The sequence below is a fragment of the Symbiopectobacterium sp. Eva_TO genome (genome assembly GCF_053848865.1).
The window spans coordinates 2773132-2791282 of sequence record NZ_JBSPEY010000004.1 but is presented as its reverse complement, the minus strand read 5'-3'; the positions used below and the strand labels follow the sequence as shown (position 1 = coordinate 2791282).

Here is an 18151-nt window from a genome sequence, read left to right as displayed (position 1 = left end):
GGGATACAGTTAACAGGGCTGGCGTCTCTTTTATGGCGTTTGCCAGGCAACGCTTAAGGGCTGTGAATTTATGAATGACAACAACGCTTCTCACTCCGCCGACGTGTTCACCGCTGACATACAGCCCCCCGCCTCCCCATTAACCTACAGCGACAGCGAATTGGATTGCTCAGCGCTCAAACTGTCCATGGAGCGTTTTCAGACGTGGTTAGGCGCTGAATTTCGCGCCGGGGTAGCCGCCGAAACGTTGATTACCGCCAGAACCTTTTTTATCGACCATCTGCTGCAACGTCTGTGGGCGTTTTACGGTTTCGAATCTGCTGCACAAACGGCGCTGGTGGCCGTTGGTGGATACGGGCGCGGTGAGTTGCACCCACTGTCGGATATTGATGTGCTGGTGCTCAGCGGGCAGTCGCTCAGCGCCCATCAATCTCAACAGGTGGGCGCGTTTATCACGCTGCTGTGGGACCTCAAGCTTGAAGTCGGTCATAGCGTGCGCACGCTGGATGAGTGCCTGCAAGAAGGCAGAGCGGATATTTCCGTGGCGACAAACCTTATCGAATCGCGCCTGCTCTGCGGCGATGTGGCACTGTTTCTCTCCTTACAAAAACAGATTTTTAGCGAAGATTTTTGGCCCTCCTCCACCTTTTTCCCGGCCAAAATCACCGAACAGCAAGAACGGCATCAGCGTTACCACAGCACCAGCTACAATCTTGAACCGGATATAAAAAGTAGCCCCGGTGGGTTGCGCGATATTCACACCTTGCTCTGGGTTGCCCGGCGCCATTTTGGTGCCACGTCGCTCAACGAAATGGTCGGATTTGGTTTTCTCACCGAAGCCGAGCGCAACGAGCTCAATGAATGTCAGAGCTTCCTATGGCGCATTCGCTTTGCCTTGCATCTGATTCTATCGCGTTACGACAACCGTTTGCTGTTTGACCGCCAGCTCAACGTGGCACAGTTGCTAAATTACCGTGGTGAGGGTAATGCGCCGGTTGAGCACATGATGAAAGATTTCTATCGCGCGACGCGCCGCGTCAGCGAGCTTAATCATATGCTGCTGCAACTGTTCGATGAGGCCATCCTGGCGTTGGATGCCAGTGAAAAACCCCGCGCGATAGATGATGAATTCCAACTGCGTGGCAATCTGATCGACCTGCGTGATGAGACGCTGTTCATGCACAAGCCGGAAGCCATTATGCGCATGTTTAGCACCATGGTGCGCAACGATGAGATTACTGGCATCTATTCCACCACGCTGCGCCAATTGCGTCATGCACGTCGCCATCTGGCCCAACCGCTATGCGCAATTCCTGAAGCGCGGCACCTTTTTATGGCTATTTTGCGCCATCCACACGCGGTAAACCGTGCCCTACTGCCGATGCATCGTCATAGCGTATTGGAAGCTTATACACCGTTATGGAGCAATATTGTCGGGCAGATGCAGTTCGATCTGTTTCATGCCTATACCGTGGATGAGCACACGCTGCGTGTGCTGCTCAAACTGGAAAGCTTTGCCGACGAAGAGACGCGCGCCCAGCATCCACTGTGCGTGGAGCTGTGTCCGCGCCTGCCGCAGTCGGAATTGCTACTACTTGCGGCGCTGTTTCATGACATTGCTAAAGGACGCGGCGGCGATCACTCGGAACTGGGGGCGCAAGATGTCGTTGAGTTTGCCGCGCTGCACCAGCTTAATTCACGCGAAACGCAACTGGTTGCCTGGCTGGTGCGCTGCCACCTGCTGATGTCGGTTACCGCACAGCGTCGCGACATTCAGGATCCGGCGGTTATCCAGCAGTTCGCCGCTGAAGTGAAAAGCGAAACCCGCCTGCGCTACCTGGTCAGCCTCACGGTTGCCGATATCTGCGCGACCAACGAAACCTTGTGGAACAGTTGGAAACAGAGCCTGCTGCGCGAACTTTATTTCGCCACCGAGAAACAGCTGCGCCGCGGGATGCAAAATACGCCGGATGTGCGCGATCGCGTACGCCATCATCGCCTTCAGGCCTTGGCGCTGCTGCGCATGGACAATATCGATGAAGAAGCGCTGCACGCTATCTGGAGCCGCTGCCGCGCAGATTATTTTCTGCGCCATTCGCCGAATCAGCTTGCCTGGCACGCACGCCATCTGGTTGAGCATGATTTACATAAGCCATTGGTGCTTATCAGCCACCAGGCTAGCCGCGGCGGCACAGAAATTTTCATCTGGAGCCCAGATCGCCCTTATCTGTTCGCCGCTGTGGCAGGCGAACTCGACCGTCGCAACCTGAGCGTGCATGATGCGCAAATTTTCACCAGCCGCGATGGTATGGCAATGGACACCTTTATCGTACTGGAACCCGACGGCAGCCCGGTCGCACCGGATCGCCACGAGTTTATTCGCCAGGCGCTGGTTCAGGCGCTCACGCAGCGCGATTACCAACACCCGCGCCCGCGCCGCGCTTCCTCCAAATTACGCCATTTCAGTGTGCCCACGGAAATCAGCTTCCTACCGACACATACGGACAGACGCAGCTACATGGAGTTGAGCGCACTCGATCAACCGGGCCTGCTGGCGCGCCTGGGTAAAGTGTTCGCCGATCTCAACGTGTCGTTACACGGTGCGCGCATTTCCACGATTGGCGAGCGGGTAGAAGACCTTTTTATCCTTGCAGACAAAGACAGACGCGCATTATCTCCGGAATTGCGCCTTATCTTGCAACAACGGTTGACAGAAGCCCTCGACCCAAACGATAAAGTAACCCTGAATTAACCATTGACTGACAGCACAGAAAGAGAAACAGGATGCATCAATTACAAAACGTTATCGAAACCGCCTTTGAACGCCGTGCCGACATTACGCCGACCTCCGTGGACAGCGTAACCCGTGAAGCCGTTAATCAAGTAATTGGCTTATTGGACAGCGGCGCACTGCGCGTGGCGGAAAAAATCAATGGAGAGTGGGTGACGCACCAATGGTTGAAAAAAGCGGTGCTGCTCTCTTTCCGTATCAATGACAACCAACTGATGGAAGGGACTGAAACCCGCTACTACGACAAAGTGCCGATGAAATTCGCCGGTTACGATGAAGCGCGTTTCCAACGCGAAGGTTTCCGCGTAGTACCCCCTGCCAGCGTGCGTCAGGGCGCATTTATCGCCCGCAACACGGTACTGATGCCGTCTTATGTCAACATCGGTGCTTACGTTGACGAAGGCACCATGGTTGATACCTGGGCGACCGTCGGCTCTTGCGCACAGATCGGGAAGAACGTTCACCTGTCCGGCGGTGTCGGCATCGGTGGCGTACTTGAGCCGTTGCAGGCTAACCCGACCATCATTGAAGACAACTGCTTTATCGGTGCCCGCTCTGAAGTGGTAGAAGGTGTGATCGTGGAAGAAGGCTCCGTCATCTCCATGGGCGTGTTTATCGGCCAAAGCACTAAAATCTACGATCGCGAAACCGGTGAGGTGCATTACGGTCGCGTACCGGCAGGCTCGGTCGTCGTTTCCGGCAACCTGCCGTCGAAAGATGGCAGCTACAGCCTGTACTGCGCCGTGATCGTGAAAAAAGTGGATGCGAAAACCCGCGGTAAAGTGGGTATCAATGAGTTGATCCGTACCATCGACTAAACTGAACAAGGCGGGTTTACCCGCCTTTTCTTTATCACTCCCCAAAAGGTGGCGCCATGTATGACAATCTAAAAAGCCTGGGTATCTCCAATCCCGATGAAATTGATCGCTATAGCCTGCGCCAGGAGGCCAGCAACGACATCCTGAAAATCTATTTTCGTAAGGATAAAGGGGAGTTTTTCGCCAAAAGCGTAAAATTTAAATATCCGCGCCAGCGTAAAACCATCGTTGCGGATAACAGCGGGCAAGGCTTTAAAGAGATCAATGAGATCAGCCCCAATCTGCGCTATGTCATTGATGAGCTCGACCAGATTTGCCAACGCGATCAGGTGGAAGTCGATCTGAAACGCAAAATCCTTGATGATTTGCGTCATCTGGAAAGCGTGGTGGCAAACAAGATTAATGAGATCGAATCCGATCTGGAGAAACTGACCAAAGGGCGTTAATACGCTGCACGTCTAGTTCTTTTATTGCTGCTGACAAGCCCCATGCGTTGCCGTGGGGTTTTGTTTTTACTGTGATCTTGACCCACCATCTCCGGACAGCTTTTGTATCTTAAGTTAACGATGCCCGCTGGCGCCGATATTCTCTTGGGGAGTTGTATCCCAGCGCACTGTGCGGATGGTTTTCATTGTAATGATTGAACGCCGCTGCAAGATTCTTCAGCGCTGTTCGCACATCGGGTTTTGGCATGAAGGCGATGTAATCTTCCTTCATCGTCTTCACGAACCGTTCTGCCATGCCGTTACTCTGTGGACTGCTCACTGCTGTTGTGCAGGGCTCCAGATTCAGTTCTCTGGCGAACTTCCGCGTTTCATGCGCTGTGTACGCTGAACCATTATCCGTCAGCCATTGCACTGGTTTATCCGGCAGCGCGCTACCGAAGCGTTTTTCCACCGACCTCAGCATCACATCCTGCACGGTTGAACTGTCATAACCCCTGGTGCTCGCTGCCCAGTCTATGGCCTCCCGGTCGCAGCAGTCCAGTGCGAACGTCACCCGCAGCTTCTCGCCGTTGTCACAACCGAACTCGAAGCCATCTGAGCACCAGCGCATATCGCTCTCTGCTACCGCGATTTTGCCTTTATGCTCCCGATTCGGACGTTCAGTTTTATCATGCAACAACAGCAGGTTATGCTCGCTCATTATCCTGTAAAGCCGTTTGGCGTTCACCGGTGGAAGTCCCTCTGCACGACGTTGCTTACGCAGGATACCCCACACTCGGCGGTAACCGTAACTGGGCATGTCGCTGATGATACGGAGGATGTCCGATAATATCTCAGCATCAGCTTCGTCATTACGCCGGTTGCTGCGCCTGTCCAGCCAGTCGGCAGAACGGTTAACCCGCAGTGACAGCTGCGCACGCGACACGCTCATGGCGCGGCTGACCAGAGCTATTCCCCGTCCTTTGGCAACAAGGGCGCGTGCGCTATCCATTTTCGCGACTGGCGGTACTCCACTGCTTCTTTGAGGATCTCAACTTCCATCGTCTTCTTACCCAGAAGGCGCTGTAGCTCCCGGACCTGCTTGAGGGCAGTCGCCAGCGCCGAAGCTGGAACCACTTCTTCTGCGGCCGCAACGGCGGTGAGGCTTCCTTCCTGGTATTGCTTCTTCCACTTAAACAAAAGGCTGGGCTGGATGCCATGCAGGCGGGCTACATGGGAGACGTTCATCCCCGGCTCCATTGTCTGCTGAATGATGGCGATTTTCTCTTGCGGAGTTTTACGCTTACGGACTTCTTGCCCTAACAGGATCCCGGTCATTTCAAAATTAGCATGATTGTTAGACATATATCTAAGCCTATCTCTTATCTGGAGATACAGCTACTGTCTGGTGTTACAGGGGGCTACATCAGTTTTGTTTTTACTGTCACAGATCTCTACGTCACTGACGTGGTATCAGTGTACCCAATCTTCCAGCATCAACGCGGGTACGCGTTCAAATTCCCGCACATTGTTGGTGACCAGAATCGCGCCCGCAGCCACGGCATGACCGGCGATCGCAGTATCATTTGGTCCGATGGGCATTCCCGCTGCCGCCATCGCCGTCTTAATATCGGTCGTTGCATCAACGGCAGCCTTATCCCAAGGCAAGATGGCATCAAGGCGAAGACAAAACGCATCAACCAACGAGATATGACGTGGGGAGGCTTTCTTACCAATAGCGCCGAAACGCATTTCGGCATAAGTGATCGCCGACACCACAACACGGTGGCGGCGTAAAACAGCCTGTTCCAGACGGCGAATAACTGTCTCAGGATGCTCTCGCATGATGAAAGAGCAGATATTGGTGTCCAGCATGTACAGGTTGCTCATAGCTGAAAGCGGCCCTCATCGCAGACAACGTTTTCACGTTCTGTCAGGAAATCGGCATCCGCCTTTGCTTCTTGCAGAAAGGAGCCCCAACTGGGTTTGACCCATATCGTTATACACATCTTTCTAACGCACTGTTTAATCAATGAGTTACGGGTTTATCTCAGAGTGGCATTTTGAACCTCAAAAAGCCAATGGGATGGCTTGAATGCCTTAATTCACGGGGTTCTGAGCATCCTGTTCAAAAAATGGCCAAAAGATGTGTATAACGATATGGGTTTGACCCGGCGCAGGATCAGCGTATCGCCCTCTCGCACGATCTCCAGTTCAGTGACGCCTTCAAAATCCATATCGCGAGGCAGGCGGATAGCCCGGTTATTGCCATTTTTGAAGACAGAAACAATACGCATGGTTATACCTCACTGGCCGTTCGGCCTTTATGCTTGCAAATGCATATCCCAAGTATATGCAGATGCGTGGCATATGCATAGCCCATGCGTGGTTATCAGCCTGCTTCCACCAACCCCGCCCACTGCTCTACCCACGGGCAGGAAAGCACTTCTGGCTCCGGGCATTCTGTCGCGTCAATCTGAAGCACATCTCCCACACGCTGAGCCCCCATCTCTTGCAACAACGCATCAAACTGCTGGCTCGCGCCTCAAAAATGGGGGTAACTGCTGTCGCCCAGTGCAATGACACCATAGCGCAGCGCTGGCTGATGACCACCTTTTTCACGCAGCGCAGCAAACAAGGGGGCGATGGAATCCGGCAGATCCCCTTGTCCGGTGGTGGACGTTACCACCAGCACATATTGCTCGCGATACGCCAGCCAGGATGACAGCTCGGCATCTTCAAACACCTTGACCTGATGGCCGCGCTCACTCAGCAGATTCTCCGCCTTTTCTGCAACCAGCAATGCGTTTCCATAAACCGTGCCAACAAAAATACCAATTTGCGCCATGATGATGACTCCACGTGTAATGTATCGCTGCGTGCCCGATAACGCCGTATCTGCGCTATTCGGCAGTACTGGAAAGGCCGTTATCCTGCCCCGAGTCAGGCGGAAACTCAACCCTTTCAACATCAGGGAGACTGCCCAGCCAGCCAAATTGCGTCATTACGCGCATCCATGCCATATCCAACCCGGCACGTAATACCAAGGGCTCCCCTGTTACAGGATGGCACAGCGTCAGCTGACTGGCATGTAACATCAAGCGTCCACAACCAAAATGCGCGGCCATCGCGCGATTCTGACGCAAATCACCGTGCTTTGAATCACCCAAAATGGGATGCCGCAAATGCACCATATGACGGCGCAACTGATGTTTGCGTCCCGTCTGCGGCATCAGCTCAACCAGGCTGTATCCATATCGTTATACACATCTTTCTAACGCACTGTTTAATCAATGAGTTACGGGTTTATCTCAGAGTGGCATTTTGAACCTCAAAAAGCCAATGGGATGGCTTGAATGCCTTAATTCACGGGGTTCTGAGCATCCTGTTCAAAAAATGGCCAAAAGATGTGTATAACGATATGGGCTGTATCGGGCGGTAGGATAGCGCCCTACTGCTATCGGTTGCTCCACCTGTGCCAGAGAACGGTAGTGAGTGATAGCCGTCTGAGGTTGTTTATCGCGCTGGGCAAGCTTGTCAGCCACTTTGTCCAGCTCTTCAATCAGCGCATAGTCGATGGTATCGCTGCCAGAAAGGTAACCACGCACGACCGCATGATAGGTTTTCTGAATCTGGTGCTGCTCGAACTGCTGCGAAAGCAGGCGCGCAATGTCGCTGGAAAGCCCCAGCAGCAGCACGCCTGACGTTGGCCTGTCCAGACGATGGACCGTGAAAACATGTTGACCAATTTGATCCCGTAGAGTCTGCATGATCACTACTTTTTCTTTGCGATCCAGCCAACTGCGGTGAACCAACAACCCAGCCGGTTTATTAATGGCGATCAGATGCTCATCCTGATACAGAATTTCAAGCATCCAGATCTCCCTGCGCATCGGCAGGCACAAACAGTGCATCCAACGCGCGCAGTTGTTCCAACAACGGCGCGATGTCTTTGATATCCCCAGTCAGGGCCTCTTCAAAATAGGGGGTGATCGCGAGCGCCTGGGGTAAGGGAACGCCGCCATCCTGCATCGCATGCAGTCGCGGCAACAGTACCCATTGCAACCACTGTTCGGCGCTCATGGTGTCAATGCAGAAAGGTTCTGTGCTGGTAAACGCACTTGCCTGCGGCGGGGCGGATTGCCAAAACACGCTGTCGCGTAGCGTGCGTTCAATTTCCCATAAGGCGTGTCGAATGTGGTCTTGGTGCGTCATGCTTTTCTCTCACCGGCTGCGTGGACGGCAAAGCATATCATTGAAGCAGGAGGAGCCCTACAGGCGCAGGACTGCGGTGGCAACGCAATAGCGGGCCGCTTCTGCAAAGCGTGAACGGATACTCTGCGACAAAAAAGTTGGGGGCACTGATATTCAGTGCCCCCGGTTCGTTTTATAGCTTTCCCGCTATACCACTGCGTCCCTGCTCATCCGTGAAAACTTTTCCTTTGCGGTTATCCTAACCAGCTCTCCGTGCAAGCGTCCAACTTTCGTCCTGACCGTTCTTCCTGCATCTTCCGTGAAGATATTCCCTTTAGGCTCCTGCCCCACCGCCACTCCGTAACGGCTCTCAATCTCCTTCCTGGAGGTGTCCTTGGTTTCATCCTGAAGCCGTTATCCTTCTTCACCATATTTAGCGATAAAGTGATACATTCTGTAACCGGTTACTAAGATGTATTAAAAGGCGACGAACAGCAAGACCCTGATCAGATTTTTTCTTATATTTACGGGCTTTGTTGAATAAATAGAAAGTTTGGGTAATCATCGGATCAGATCACCATAGTTGTTTCAACATCAGGTCTCCATGGCAAAACAAAATTTTAAAATCACTAACTGGCCCTCCTATAACAAGGCCCTCAAGCAGCGCGGTTCTCTAACCGTATGGCTAGATGAATCAGCCATTGCTGCATGGACGGAAAAAACGACTACTGAACGGCGTGGACGACCGCTCCACTACTCAGATATGGCCATCACCACAGTCCTGATGATGAAACGCGTGTTTGGCCTAATGAGATGGTCACCCCCACCCTGTGAGCGGTACGCTGACAGGGTGTTTCTTTATGGAGAAGCCCATCATGCAAAACGTCACGCTTATTGGTATCGATCTCGGCAAACATTCTTTTCACACTCATTGTCAGGATAAATCAGGCAAGGCATTACTGCGGAAAAAGTTTACCCGCACCAAACTCATCGAGTTTCTGGCTACGTGTACACCTACTACCGTTGTAATGGAAGCCTGCGCCGGTGCCCATTTTATGGCTCGTCGGATCAGTGAGCTGGGGCATGAAGTAAAGTTGATCTCTCCGCAGTTTGTCCGCCCTTTTGTCAAGAGCAACAAGAACGATTTCGTTGATGCCGAAGCAATATGCGAAGCCGGATCACGCCCTTCCATGCGGTTTGTGCAGCCAAGAACTGAGGCTCAGCAGGCTATGCGAGCCTTGCATCGCGTCAGGGAGTCGTTGGTCAGAGACAACGTTAAAACGACTAACCAAATGCATGCTTTTTTACTGGAGTTTGGTATCAGCATGCCGAAAGGTATTGCGGTAATCAAAAGGCTTTCAGCTGTTCTGGCTGATAATGACTTGCCACCTTATCTGGCACAGTTGCTGCTTCGATTACACGATCATTACCAATATTTGGTTGGGCAGATAGCAGAGCTCGAAAGAGAACTTGGGCAGGCACTCTCTCTAAATAACTGTTCCGAATAGTAGATCACCTGAAGGGAACTCAGTCCGAGTTGAGCGATCTGATCAATCGATAAAGATCCCAAATCATCAACCGGACTGAGCGATGTCGAGCATAGCACCGATACCCCGTAACGAACGACGCCTGATGAAGAAAACTCTCCATAAAACGCGTGACAAGAATCACGCCCGCAGGCTGACCGCCATCCTGATGTTGCACCGGGGCGAGCGCGTGAGCGATGTCGCCAGAATGCTTTGCTGCGCCCGTTCGTCAATCGGCAGATGGATTAACTGGCTCACCCTGTACGGCATTGAAGGCCTCAAATCTCTGCGGCCCGGTCGTGGCCGTCGCTGGCCGTTTGAACAGATCTGCGCACTGTTAATCCAGCTCGTAAAGCGTTCCCCTCATGATTTTGGCTATCAGCGTTCGCGCTGGAGCACGGAACTGCTAGCGATAAAAATCAATGAGATAACCGGTTGCCAGTTGCATGCTTCCACGGTGCGCCGTTGGCTGCCTTCTGCCGGTCTGGTGTGGCGACGCGCAGCTCCTACGCTGCGTATCCGCGACCCGCATAAGGAAGAAAAAATGGAGGCCATCGCGATGGCGCTGGAACAATGCAGCGCGGAACATCCCGTCTTTTACGAAGACGAAGTGGATATTCATCTGAATCCCAAAATTGGCGCGGACTGGCAGGTTCGCGGGAAGCAGAAACGCATCGTGACGCCGGGCCAGAACGAGAAATATTATCTGGCGGGTGCATTACACAGCGGGACGGGAAAAGTCAGCGATGTTGGAGGAATCAGTAAAAGTTCGTGTTTTTTATCAGTATGTTAGAACATCTGAGAGCAACGTACAGACGGGCAAAAACGCTCACGCTGATAGTTGATAACTACATTATTCACAAAAGCCGGGAGACGCAGCGCTGGCTGGAAGAAAACCCGAAATTCAGGGTTATTTATCAGCCGGTGTACTCACCATGGGTAAATCATGTAGAGCGGTTATGGCAGGCGTTGCATGAAACCATTACCCGCAATCATCAATGCTGTTCAATGTGGCAGTGACTGAACAAGGTTCGCCGCTTCATGGAAACCGTCAGCCCGTTTCCCAGTGGAAAACATGGACAGGCAAAAGTGTAGCGATATTAGGAACAGCTATTTAGATGAAACTGGCCAGCATTTAATGACCATCCCAGGTGTTGGACCGATAACAGCCAGCGTTTTGTCATCACAGTTAGGCGATGGCAAGCAATATGAAAACAGTCGTAATTTTGCCGCTTCCACCGGTCTTGTACCCCGCCAATACAGTACTGGAGGGAAGAATACTCTGCTGGGTATTAGCAAGCGTGGAGATAAAAACCTTCGCCGATTGCTTGTTCAATGTGCGCGGGTATTTATCCTAAGAATTGACCATCAATCAGGGAGATTAGCTGATTGGGTAAGGTCTCAGTTGGGTAGGAAACATTCTTGCGTTGTGTGCTGTGCATTAGCAAATAAATTAGCTCGAATAGCTTGGGCAATAACGACACGAAATACCGTGTTTGAACAGTAATGCTGGTATAACAGTCAGCAATTTAACGAAGTTACCCATCTGGTTTTGCGAAGACTGATTATTGATGACATGAACGGCCTGACGGCCTGATATAAAACCAAAAAATGAAAATGGCTCAATGAAGCCGATGGCCTTTTTAGGAATATCAGGTGCGAAACTCATCGTGGCGCGGGCATCCTTGGCCATAAAGACGCCGGATAGATTTAAGCAAGCCCTCCATTAATCAAAGATCAGTGTTGCAAAAATGGGGGTGACCATAGATTCATTGAGGGCTTTACAGGGTTTTGTTGACTCGATTTTTAAACTGATTAAATTGTCGCTGCATTGTCCAGACTATTCGCTGCTCAGCAAGCGAGCAAAGACAGTGAACATCAGCATAAAAACGCCAACCCGTGGTGAAATCTCACATCTGGTCATTGATGGAACCGGCCTGAAGGTCTTTGGCGAAGGCGAATGGAAAGTCCGGCAGCATGGTGCCGACAGACGCAGGGTGTGGCGTAAGCTGCATCTGGCAGTAGACAGTGCGACGCATGAGATTATCTGTGCGGATTTGTCGCTCAGTGGTACGACTGATGCCCAGGCTCTACCGGCACTGATAAACCAGACCCACCGGAAAATCAGAGAGGCATCGGCTGACGGCGCTTACGATACAGGTTACTGCCATGATGCTCTGCTGAGGAAGAAAATAAGGCCGCTTATCCCGCCGCGAAGGGGGGCGCAATATTGGCCGGACCACTACCACGAGCGTAACCACGCTGTTGCAAATCAGCGCCTGAGCGGCAGCAACGATACCTGGAAAAAGAAAGTGGGCTATCACCGACGCTCAGTGGCTGAAACGGCCATGTTCCGGTTCAAAACGCTTCTGGGTGGTCATCTAAGTCTGCGTGACTACGATGCTCAGGTGGGTGAAGCCATGGCGATGGTCAAAGCGCTTAACCGGATCACGCTATTAGGAATGCCGAACAGTATTCGCATCACGTAACAATCGACCTGGGGCACAGTCGTTACAAGTTCTGATTTATTCAACAAAGCCCCGGCAGATTTGTCATTCGCTTGCCGACTTCCTGCAACTCGAATTATTTAGGGTATATGTCCATTATTCCCCGCGCAATGCCGCCGCAGGAGACTGTCGATAGGAGAGCACGGCAGGAAGCGTCAGCACGACGGCAGCCACGGCCAGCAGTAACAGCACGAACCACAGATCGTCTTCGCCCAATGTAATCGGCAAGACAAAGCCACTCTTTTCACTCATGACAATGTAGTGGTCAACTAATATTGGCCACCGCATTAGACTGTATGTAGAACAGTCGCTCAGATTCGTTTGGAGTTAAGCCGCCGTTATACCAGTGAGGCCGGATAGCGCTGTAATACCCCGTGATGTAGCGGATAATCGCGTCCTGGGCTTCGCTGAAGCTGTTGTAAACCTTTGTCGGCACCCATTCTGTCTTCAGGCTGCGGAAGAACCGCTCCATTGGCGCATTATCCCAGCAGTTACCCCGCCGACTCATACTCTGCTTTATCCGGCAGCGCCACAGGGCTTGCCGGTATTGACGGCTGGTATAGTGGCTGCCCTGGTCGCTGTGGAACATGACTCCTGTTGGTTGTCCCCGGAGTTCCCAGGCCATCTGCAACGCTTTAACTGTCAGCGCCGAGTCCGGCGACGTCGACATGGCCCAGCCCACCGGTTTGCGGGCGAACAGATCTAGCACCACCGCAAGGTAAGCCCAGCATTTGCCCGTCCAGATGTAGGTCACATCGCCGCACCAGACCTGATCCGGCGCGGTAACCGCGAACTGGCGGTTGAGATAGTTCGGTATTTCAACGTGTTCATTGCCGCCGCGTTTGTATTTGTGAGCCGGTCGCTGGCAGCTGGCGATACCCAGCTCCTTCATCAGCTTGCCAGCCAGCCAGCGCCCCATTTTGACACCGGAGCTGCCGGTGACGATGGTCGCGATACTTCGAGCGCCGGCAGAGCCGCCGCTGGCGTTCCAGGCTTCCATGACGCGACTACACTTAACCACGCGCTCACCGTCGGGTTCATTAGCGGAAGCCTGCCAGTGCCTGTAGCTGCTGCGATGTACCTCAAAAGTTTGGCACAACGCCGTGACCGGGTATCGCGCCCTCAGCCTGTCGACTACCGTGAACCGTTGAGTGAGTCCGACATTAAGAGCGCCGTAGCCTTTTTTAGGATTTCGTTCTCCATTTCAAGGCATTGGACTTTTTTCTTCATCTCACGCAGCTCGAGCTGTTCAGGGGTAAGAGGAAGTCCCGTTGGCGTTTTTCCCTGTCGTTCAAGGCGAAGCTTATTGACCCAGCGACTAATGGCAGAATGGCTGACATTAACCGCCTCTGCGGCCTTAACGTATGTGTAGCCGTGGTCGACAACCAGCTTTGCGGCTTCGAGCTTAAATTCCGCCGTAAAATGTTTACCCATGAGGTCACCTGTCGTGTTGATGAGGTGAGCATATCACCTCCGATCAGGTGGCCAGTATCAGTGTGCCACTACACAACCATAAGAACATTTGCACGCAGACAAGGGCCAAAGCCGCCATGTCACATTCTCTTACGTCTTTCTGCTGGCATTTAAATTGTTACATTATAACATAACAATTAATTTCTCTCTGTATGGCACTCGCGAGTGAGCTTCTATTCTCTTTCCGTCTGGGCGCGTATCAGCATTGCGCTGGCGCTGTTGGCATTGTTATGGGCGCTGGTCGCCTGGGCGGTATCGCTACCATGATCGCACTGCACAACCTCACATTCGGCTACACCGCATCTTCACCGCTTGGCACGCTGAGCGGCAGCTTCAGCGCGGGTTCACTGACGGCCATTGTCGGTGAAAACGGCAGTGGAAAATCGACGCTGTTAAAAACCCTTGCAGGACTAATTCCTCCCTTAGCGGGCTCGTTGACACACGATGGCAACGCCGTACCGCGCATTGGCTATTTGCCACAGCTGTCGGAGTTCGATCGCCAGTTTCCGTTGAGCGTCATGGATTTGGTGTTGATGGGCAGCCTGCCGCAGCGCGGCCTGTTCGGTGGCCTCAATAGCCTCTGGCGGCGTAACGCATATGCCGCGTTGGAGGCAGTTACGATGACCGCGTTCGCCACCCGTCCTATCGGCCATTTATCGGGAGGCCAGCTACAGCGCGTCCTGTTTGCACGCTTGCTGTTGATGGACGCACCGGTGCTGCTGCTCGATGAGCCGTTTACTGGTGTTGATGCCGAAACAACACAGGCTCTGCTGGCCTTGATGCACCAACGTCATGAGCAAGGATGCACCGTTCTGGCGGTGCTGCACGATCGTGACATTGTCGACCGCCATTTTCCGCTGGTGCTACAGCTCAGCGCCGCTGGTCATCGCTGGGGTGCAACCCACGATATATTCACCTCGGCACACCCCACGGCACGCAGGCGCGGATCAGGGCGGTAGTATGATGACAACAAGTCTCCTTTCACCGCTGGTGGAGTTCGGGTTTATGCGGCGCGCACTGGTGGGATGTATCGCGCTCACGCTCAGTGCCACGCCGCTAGGTTGCTTTTTGTTGCTACGCCGCATGAGTTTGATCGGCGATGCGCTATCGCACGCGGTGCTGCCCGGCGTCGCCATTGGGTATCTGCTCTCCGGCATATCGCTGTTGGCAATGGGGACCGGCGGGTTTATCGCCGGGCTGATCGTGGCGCTGCTTTCCGGTTTTGTTAGTCTTAACACGGCGTTAAAAGAGGACGCCAGCTTCGCCGGGCTCTATTTGGGTTCGCTAGCGCTCGGAGTGACGTTAGTGTCACTGCGCGGTTCCAGCGTTGATCTGCTACACGTGCTGTTTGGATCAATTTTGGCGGTCGATCGCGGCGCGTTGATCGATATCGGCCTGATCTGTTCGGTCTCGATACTGCTGTTGGCATGTCTCTATCGTGCGCTGGTGATCGAATCATTTGATACCACCTTTATGCAGCTCGCCTCACCGCGAGGACGTACGCTGATCCACGCATTATTTCTCGCACTGGTGGTGCTCAATCTGGTGGCAGGGTTTCAACTACTGGGCACGCTGATGACGGTCGGCATGATGATGCTACCCGCGACCTGCGCCCGTTTCTGGACAGCTCGCTTGCCCGTCATGCTGGCGGTCTCAGTGCTGGTGGGCATCGCGTCCAGCCTTATCGGCCTGCTGTGGTCCTACTATGCCTCACTGCCCGCCGGGCCTGCCATCATCCTGACCGCCACGCTGTTTTTCGCGTTCTCGGTCGCCTTCGGCGCTGATGGCGGCATGCTTCGCCTGCGCCGCTAATATCATCCACATGTCATCAATGAGGACATCATGAAAGATCCTGTTATCGCACTGGCACTTTCCAGCCTGTTATTCAGCACGTTTGCGATGGCGAAGCCGTTGCAGGTTGTCGCTAGCTTTTCCGTTTTAGGCGATATGGTCAGCCACATTGGCGGCGAGCGCATCGTCGTCACCGATTTGGTCAAGCCCAACGGCGATCCCCATGAATTCGAACCCTCGCCGCAAGACAGCAAAACGTTGGCGGGTGCGGATCTGGTTGTTGTTAACGGGCTGGGCCTGGAGGGCTGGTTAACGCGTCTGGTATCCGCTTCCGGTTTTCAAGGGAAAGTGGTGACCGCCTCGCAGGGCATCCACTCGCTGGCAATGGAAGAAGAGGGAAAAACTCAGACCGATCCGCACGCCTGGAACAGCGCAGCGAATGGGGTTATCTACGCGCAGAATATCATCGATGCGCTAGCCAGCGCGGCACCGCAGGATGCTGACTATTTTCGTCAGCAGGGAAAAGCCTATATTCAGCAACTTCAGGCGCTGGATAATTATGCCAAGAAAACCTTCTCTGCCATTGCGCCAGAAAAACGCAAAGTGCTGACCAGCCACGATGCGTTTGGCTATTTCAGCCAGGCCTATGGCGTAACCTTCCTGGCACCGCTGGGTTATTCAACGGAAACGGAGGCCAGCAGCAAACAGGTTGCTGAGCTTATTCGCCAGATCAAACAAGAGAAGGTCGCCAGCTACTTTATCGAGAACCAGACCGATCCTCGTTTGGTGAAACAGATATCTAACGCCAGCGGCGCACAATCGGGCGGTGAACTCTACCCGGAAGCGTTAACTGACAGCAATGGCCCGGCCGCCAGCTACACCGCTGCATTCAAACACAATGTGGACACCCTTGCCGCCAGCATGAAGTAAACGGAACATCTAGCGAGCGGGTTATTTCGCCCCGTGCGCCAGATATTTCTGCATCTCCGCGTCCGGCACCATGCCACCGCCCGTCGCCCACACCAGATGCGTTGCCTGTTGCATCGCCGAAGCAGATAACGACAAACGCGACAGGTATTCCGCGTTGCCTGCCACGCGCCACGGCCCGGCCATTCCAGCCAACGCCGAGGGCTCAAGACAGAGTGCTTCGGTTTGCGCCAGCATCGCCAGCAAGCGATACATTTCGTCATCGCTCAGCGTGTAATAACCGTCAATCAACCGCGCCATGGCTCGTACAACAAAACCGGATGGACGACGTCCCACCGCCAATCCATCGGCCGCCGTCAGGTTATCGATGCCCAAATCCTGCACCGCAATACCGTCGTGCAAGCCGGTATACACGCCCAGCAGCATACAGGGCGAGTGCGTTGGCTCAGCAAAAATACAGTGCACGTGATCGCCAAACGCCAGCTTCAGACCGAACGCCACCCCGCCCGGCCCACCGCCTACGCCGCACGGCAAGTAGACAAACAAGGGGTGTTCCGCGTCTACCACCATGCCACGCTCAGCAAACTGGGCTTTGAGCCACCTCGTTATACACATCTCTGTTCGTGCCTGAGCGCGCGTAGCGTTTCGGCGGCCGTCATGACTTTCTGCAAGCCTTTCCAGATAGTTTTTGCGCCTGGTTCACCGTCGCCTTTTCGAGCAAGAAAGCCTCCGAGTTGCGCAACTAAGCGCAATACTTCGTTTAGCTTAGGGCGGCCCTTGGGCATACGCTTGTTCATCAGTAGGTAAGCGCCATGAGTCTCGTCGGAATCAAAGAACAACATTGCGTCCAGCTCTGGACAGGTTCGTCCCATACGCATTAAATAGGCGATGCGCCATGCCACGATCATGAACAGCGCCAATGCCCGCTCAATGCGATCCACGGTCGATAACTGTAACGCTTCGACACAGCAGCCGTTCTTCAGCACATTGAAGAACATCTCGATTTCCCATCTAGCCCGATACCAGTCGATCAGCTCCACGATATCTTCTCGTCCTTCAGGTACGCGATTGCTCAGCAACCGCCACTCGACCGGCTTCACGCCTGCTGGCGGCTCAATTTCCTTGGCTATCACACAAGTCACTGCCAACCCGCAACGCAGCGACACTCGCTTCACGCGCAGCGCCTGTTTCACCGTACGCGCCTTCTGCCCCGCGCGAGCCGCCATAACGAATTGGATTTCTCCCACCGGCACGGTCTTTCCAACCTTCTGCCAAAGCTTCTCATTACAGTCCAGACTGCGATTATGAGTCGAGCGGATCAACCAGTCAGCCGGAGTGCCAAGGTCATCAGCGAGCTGCATCAACGCCTTGATATCCGCTTCGCGATCGGCTAAGTACACCAGACGTGTGTTTGGCAACTCCGAGGCGAGTTCAGCAACTCGCTCGTATCCCTCGAGCCAGCGCGTACTCTCCTTGATCCCATCGCGTTTTCCGTCTGCATCCTTCGGCTCTCTTGCCCACATCCACGCATCCAGTACGCCCAACCCCACGCGATCCGGACTGACCGCGTAGGTCGGATGCAGGTACAGACCACGCCTGGCTTCGTAGTTCAAAGGACCCAAGCCTTGGATTTGCTGCCCGTTGAAGTCAAGCTCGGTAGTGTCTTGGATACACAGCACAACTGTAGTGGCACACTGAT

13 protein-coding genes and 11 pseudogenes are annotated in these 18151 nt (G+C 53.6%); 11 read left to right on the top strand and 13 right to left on the bottom strand.

Translation table 11 applies throughout. The annotated features are described in order from the left end of the window. Positions 1 to 70 precede the first annotated feature (70 nt). Genes glnD through ACWWJF_RS16785 form a run of 3 tightly spaced genes read left to right on the top strand, consistent with a single transcriptional unit; the run spans position 71 to position 4055 of the window. Positions 71 to 2752: a bifunctional uridylyltransferase/uridylyl-removing protein GlnD gene (gene glnD, locus ACWWJF_RS16795; RefSeq protein WP_455870079.1), complete on the top strand. Its 2682-nt coding sequence runs from the start codon at positions 71 to 73 to the stop codon at positions 2750 to 2752. 32 nt (positions 2753 to 2784) lie between these two features. Beyond that, positions 2785 to 3609 carry a 2,3,4,5-tetrahydropyridine-2,6-dicarboxylate N-succinyltransferase gene (dapD, locus tag ACWWJF_RS16790; RefSeq protein ID WP_455870078.1) on the top strand — a complete coding sequence of 275 codons (825 nt, stop codon included), beginning with the start codon at positions 2785 to 2787 and terminating at the stop codon, positions 3607 to 3609. 56 nt (positions 3610 to 3665) lie between these two features. After that, complete coding sequence (locus ACWWJF_RS16785) at positions 3666 to 4055, top strand: DUF3461 family protein (protein ID WP_455870077.1); 390 nt, start codon at positions 3666 to 3668, stop codon at positions 4053 to 4055. 109 nt (positions 4056 to 4164) lie between these two features. Here the strand turns inward: ACWWJF_RS16785 and ACWWJF_RS16780 are convergent. The 8 genes and pseudogenes from ACWWJF_RS16780 to ACWWJF_RS16745 all read right to left on the bottom strand — a co-directional run bounded on the left by ACWWJF_RS16780 (position 4165) and on the right by ACWWJF_RS16745 (position 8249). Next, positions 4165 to 5372, bottom strand: a protein-coding gene (locus tag ACWWJF_RS16780) for an IS3 family transposase (RefSeq protein ID WP_455871140.1) whose coding sequence is annotated in 2 segments (ribosomal slippage) — positions 4165 to 5051 and positions 5051 to 5372 — 1209 coding nt in all. Because the reading frame shifts where the segments join, the coding sequence is not laid out codon by codon here. A gap of 135 nt (positions 5373 to 5507) precedes the next feature. Further along, the gene (locus ACWWJF_RS16775) at positions 5508 to 5924 is read right to left on the bottom strand and encodes a type II toxin-antitoxin system VapC family toxin (protein WP_455870076.1); all 417 of its coding nucleotides are present in this window, start codon (positions 5922 to 5924) and stop codon (positions 5508 to 5510) included. Continuing rightward, positions 5921 to 6043, bottom strand: a complete 123-nt coding sequence (locus tag ACWWJF_RS16770; protein WP_455870075.1) for a hypothetical protein — start codon at positions 6041 to 6043, stop codon at positions 5921 to 5923. The genes ACWWJF_RS16775 and ACWWJF_RS16770 overlap by 4 nt, the downstream gene beginning before the upstream one ends. A 96-nt stretch (positions 6044 to 6139) precedes the next feature. Beyond that, positions 6140 to 6331, bottom strand: a complete 192-nt coding sequence (locus ACWWJF_RS16765) for an AbrB/MazE/SpoVT family DNA-binding domain-containing protein (RefSeq protein ID WP_455870074.1) — start codon at positions 6329 to 6331, stop codon at positions 6140 to 6142. A 95-nt stretch (positions 6332 to 6426) separates the two neighbouring features. Next, positions 6427 to 6882: pseudogene (locus ACWWJF_RS16760) on the bottom strand (flavodoxin). 55 nt (positions 6883 to 6937) lie between these two features. After that, a pseudogene (locus tag ACWWJF_RS16755) lies at positions 6938 to 7285 on the bottom strand (tRNA pseudouridine(65) synthase TruC); the annotation flags it as partial. Positions 7286 to 7465: 180 nt separating this feature from the next. After that, positions 7466 to 7909: pseudogene (locus ACWWJF_RS16750) on the bottom strand (pseudouridine synthase); the annotation flags it as partial. Continuing rightward, positions 7902 to 8249 carry a YqcC family protein gene (locus ACWWJF_RS16745; protein ID WP_455870073.1) on the bottom strand — a complete coding sequence of 116 codons (348 nt, stop codon included), beginning with the start codon at positions 8247 to 8249 and terminating at the stop codon, positions 7902 to 7904. The pseudogene ACWWJF_RS16750 and the gene ACWWJF_RS16745, both read right to left, overlap by 8 nt. 583 nt (positions 8250 to 8832) lie before the next feature. Here ACWWJF_RS16745 and ACWWJF_RS16740 point away from each other — a divergent pair. The 4 pseudogenes from ACWWJF_RS16740 to ACWWJF_RS16725 form a co-directional block, all read left to right on the top strand. After that, positions 8833 to 9036 (top strand): annotated as a pseudogene (locus ACWWJF_RS16740) (transposase); the annotation flags it as partial. A gap of 67 nt (positions 9037 to 9103) precedes the next feature. After that, a pseudogene (locus ACWWJF_RS16735) lies at positions 9104 to 9712 on the top strand (IS110 family RNA-guided transposase); the annotation flags it as partial. A 106-nt stretch (positions 9713 to 9818) separates the two neighbouring features. Continuing rightward, positions 9819 to 10849, top strand: a pseudogene (locus tag ACWWJF_RS16730) (IS630 family transposase). A 22-nt stretch (positions 10850 to 10871) separates the two neighbouring features. Further along, positions 10872 to 11261 (top strand): annotated as a pseudogene (locus ACWWJF_RS16725) (transposase); the annotation flags it as partial. Here ACWWJF_RS16725 and ACWWJF_RS16720 read toward each other — a convergent pair. Next, positions 11208 to 11447 carry a hypothetical protein gene (locus ACWWJF_RS16720; RefSeq protein ID WP_455870072.1) on the bottom strand — a complete coding sequence of 80 codons (240 nt, stop codon included), beginning with the start codon at positions 11445 to 11447 and terminating at the stop codon, positions 11208 to 11210. The pseudogene ACWWJF_RS16725 and the gene ACWWJF_RS16720 sit on opposite strands and share 54 nt — an antisense overlap. A gap of 79 nt (positions 11448 to 11526) precedes the next feature. Between ACWWJF_RS16720 and ACWWJF_RS16715 the strand changes: the two are divergent. Further along, a pseudogene (locus tag ACWWJF_RS16715) lies at positions 11527 to 12243 on the top strand (IS5 family transposase); the annotation flags it as partial. Positions 12244 to 12357: 114 nt separating this feature from the next. On the opposite strand, the pseudogene ACWWJF_RS16710 reads toward ACWWJF_RS16715, so the two are convergent. Together ACWWJF_RS16710 and ACWWJF_RS16705 are read right to left on the bottom strand one after the other, a co-directional pair. Further along, positions 12358 to 12519: pseudogene (locus tag ACWWJF_RS16710) on the bottom strand (FtsX-like permease family protein); the annotation flags it as partial. 7 nt (positions 12520 to 12526) lie between these two features. Next, a protein-coding gene (locus ACWWJF_RS16705) for an IS3 family transposase (RefSeq protein ID WP_455870071.1) occupies positions 12527 to 13695 on the bottom strand; the annotation gives its coding sequence in 2 pieces (ribosomal slippage) (positions 12527 to 13440 and positions 13440 to 13695; 1170 coding nt in all). 302 nt (positions 13696 to 13997) lie between these two features. Between ACWWJF_RS16705 and ACWWJF_RS16700 the strand changes: the two genes are divergently transcribed. From ACWWJF_RS16700 to ACWWJF_RS16690, 3 genes are read left to right on the top strand one after another with little or no spacing between them, the layout of a single operon-like run. Next, a complete protein-coding gene (locus ACWWJF_RS16700) occupies positions 13998 to 14693 on the top strand; it encodes a metal ABC transporter ATP-binding protein (RefSeq protein ID WP_455871139.1) in 696 nt (231 codons plus the stop codon). Position 14694: 1 nt separating this feature from the next. Next, positions 14695 to 15546: a metal ABC transporter permease gene (locus ACWWJF_RS16695; protein ID WP_455870070.1), complete on the top strand. Its 852-nt coding sequence runs from the start codon at positions 14695 to 14697 to the stop codon at positions 15544 to 15546. 30 nt (positions 15547 to 15576) lie between these two features. Continuing rightward, positions 15577 to 16455 carry a metal ABC transporter substrate-binding protein gene (locus tag ACWWJF_RS16690; RefSeq protein ID WP_455870069.1) on the top strand — a complete coding sequence of 293 codons (879 nt, stop codon included), beginning with the start codon at positions 15577 to 15579 and terminating at the stop codon, positions 16453 to 16455. Between the two features lie 21 nt (positions 16456 to 16476). Here ACWWJF_RS16690 and ACWWJF_RS16685 read toward each other — a convergent pair. Both ACWWJF_RS16685 and ACWWJF_RS16680 read right to left on the bottom strand, forming a co-directional pair. Further along, positions 16477 to 17049, bottom strand: a pseudogene (locus tag ACWWJF_RS16685) (D-serine ammonia-lyase); the annotation flags it as partial. Positions 17050 to 17057: 8 nt separating this feature from the next. Beyond that, positions 17058 to 18143, bottom strand: a pseudogene (locus ACWWJF_RS16680) (IS4 family transposase); the annotation flags it as partial. Between the last annotated feature and the right edge of the window lie 8 nt (positions 18144 to 18151).